Raw genomic sequence first — 2,963 nt, 5'->3', positions numbered from 1 at the left:
AAATGGCCACCCATCGATGGGTGGCCATTTGCTTAAAAGAAGTCCGGCGGTGTCCTACTCTCCCACAGGGTCCCCCCTGCAGTACCATCGGCGCTGTGAGGCTTAGCTTCCGGGTTCGGAATGTAACCGGGCGTTTCCCTCACGCTATGGCCGCCGAAACACTATTGATGTTTCAATCAAACACATAACAAAGTCATTGTTGTTATGCGGTTCTCGACCGTACATCGAGAACCACTCAGTGGACGCGTAGCACCAACAAACGGTGTGTTATCAAGTCATCGGCTTATTAGTACCAGTCAGCTGCATGCATTACTGCACTTCCACATCTGGCCTATCAACCCAGTAGTCTGGCTGGGAGCCTCTCACCCGAAGGTATGGAAATCTCATCTTGAGGCCGGCTTCCCGCTTAGATGCTTTCAGCGGTTATCCATCCCGAACGTAGCTAATCAGCGGTGCTCCTGGCGGAACAACTGACACACCAGAGGTTCGTCCAACCCGGTCCTCTCGTACTAGGGTCAGATCCTCTCAAATTTCCTACGCGCGCAGCGGATAGGGACCGAACTGTCTCACGACGTTCTAAACCCAGCTCGCGTACCGCTTTAATGGGCGAACAGCCCAACCCTTGGGACCTACTCCAGCCCCAGGATGCGACGAGCCGACATCGAGGTGCCAAACCATGCCGTCGATATGGACTCTTGGGCAAGATCAGCCTGTTATCCCCGAGGTACCTTTTATCCGTTGAGCGACAGCGCTTCCACAAGCCACTGCCGGATCACTAGTCCCGACTTTCGTCCCTGCTCGACCTGTCAGTCTCACAGTCAAGCTCCCTTGTGCACTTACACTCGACACCTGATTGCCAACCAGGTTGAGGGAACCTTTGGGCGCCTCCGTTACTTTTTGGGAGGCAACCGCCCCAGTTAAACTACCCACCAGGCACTGTCCCTGAACCGGATTACGGTTCGAAGTTAGATATCCAGAGTGACCAGAGTGGTATTTCAACAATGACTCCACACGAACTGGCGTCCATGCTTCAAAGTCTCCCACCTATCCTACACAAGCCACACCGAACACCAATACCAAGCTGTAGTAAAGGTCACGGGGTCTTTCCGTCCTGCTGCGCGTAACGAGCATCTTTACTCGTAATGCAATTTCGCCGAGTTCGCGGTTGAGACAGTTGGGAAGTCGTTACGCCATTCGTGCAGGTCGGAACTTACCCGACAAGGAATTTCGCTACCTTAGGATGGTTATAGTTACCACCGCCGTTTACTGGGGCTTAAATTCTCAGCTTCGCCTTGCGGCTAACCGGTCCTCTTAACCTTCCAGCACCGGGCAGGCGTCAGTCCGTATACATCGTCTTGCGACTTGGCACGGACCTGTGTTTTTAGTAAACAGTCGCTACCCACTAGTCTCTGCGGCCTCCAAACGCTTTCGGGAGTAAATCCCTATACGCCGAAGGCCCCCCTTCTCCCGAAGTTACGGGGGCATTTTGCCGAGTTCCTTAACCACGATTCTCTCGATCTCCTTGGTATTCTCTACCTGACCACCTGAGTCGGTTTGGGGTACGGGCAGCTAGAACCTCGCGTCGATGCTTTTCTTGGCAGCATAGGATCACCCACTTTTTATCCGCATCGTGTCTCAGCCTGAATGAGAGACGGATTTGCCTATCTCTCGGCCTACGCACTTGCACCAGGACAACCATCGCCTGGCTTGGGCTACCTTCCTGCGTCACACCTGTTAATACGCTAACCGCACCAGAATGGGGTCGTGCGCTAGGCCCAGAGCGTCACCCCGAAGGGATCAGTCACTGGGATTCAGACACTTAGCACTACTGGATTAGCTTGGGCGGTTCTTCGCCGGTACGGGAATATCAACCCGTTGTCCATCGACTACGCCTGTCGGCCTCGCCTTAGGTCCCGACTTACCCAGGGAAGATTAGCTTGACCCTGGAACCCTTGGTCTTTCGGAGGACGTGTTTCTCACACGTCATTCGCTACTCATGCCTGCATTCTCACTCGTGTAGCCTCCACGGCTGGTTTACACCGCCGCTTCGCTGGCCACACGACGCTCTCCTACCCATCAATACGGCTGGACCACGAAGGCCTACCAAAAATATCAATGCCACAACTTCGGTGGCGTGCTTGAGCCCCGTTACATTGTCGGCGCGGAATCACTTGACCAGTGAGCTATTACGCACTCTTTCAAGGGTGGCTGCTTCTAAGCCAACCTCCTGGTTGTCACAGCAACTCCACATCCTTTCCCACTTAGCACGCGCTTTGGGACCTTAGTTGGTGGTCTGGGTTGTTTCCCTCTCGACTATGAAGCTTATCCCCCACAGTCTCACTGCTGCGCTCTCACTTACCGGCATTCGGAGTTTGGCTGACGTCAGTAACCTTGTAGGGCCCATCGGCCATCCAGTAGCTCTACCTCCGGCAAGAAACACGCAACGCTGCACCTAAATGCATTTCGGAGAGAACCAGCTATCACGAAGTTTGATTGGCCTTTCACCCCTATCCACAGCTCATCCCCTCAGTTTTCAACCTAAGTGGGTTCGGTCCTCCACGACGTCTTACCGTCGCTTCAACCTGGCCATGGATAGATCACTTCGCTTCGGGTCTAGGACATGCGACTGAATCGCCCTATTCAGACTCGCTTTCGCTACGGCTACCCCACACGGGTTAACCTCGCCACATATCGCTAACTCGCAGGCTCATTCTTCAAAAGGCACGCTGTCACCCCTACTAAGGAGGCTCCAACGGTTTGTAAGCAAACGGTTTCAGGTACTATTTCACTCCCCTCCCGGGGTACTTTTCACCTTTCCCTCACGGTACTTGTCCGCTATCGGTCATCTGGGAGTATTTAGGCTTATCAGGTGGTCCTGACAGATTCACACGGGATTTCACGGGCCCCGTGCTACTTGGGATACTCTTCGCGCCAAGAGAGGCATTTCGACTACGGGGTTGGCA

At 54.0% G+C, this 2,963-nt stretch carries 2 rRNA genes (1 of these 2 running past the window's edge); both read right to left on the bottom strand.

Annotated features, from left to right (window positions below):
- Positions 1 to 41 precede the first annotated feature (41 nt).
- A 5S ribosomal RNA gene (gene rrf, locus ACIOVG_RS18555) occupies positions 42 to 158 on the bottom strand.
- Positions 159 to 266: 108 nt separating this feature from the next.
- Positions 267 to 2,963: ribosomal RNA gene (locus ACIOVG_RS18550) — 23S ribosomal RNA — on the bottom strand; it runs 260 nt beyond the window's last position.

The organism is Microbacterium sp. NPDC087591 (genome assembly GCF_044743625.1).
Classification (GTDB): domain Bacteria; phylum Actinomycetota; class Actinomycetes; order Actinomycetales; family Microbacteriaceae; genus Microbacterium.
The sequence above is the reverse complement of the archived record's forward strand: the minus strand, read 5'-3'. Positions and strand labels throughout refer to the sequence as shown.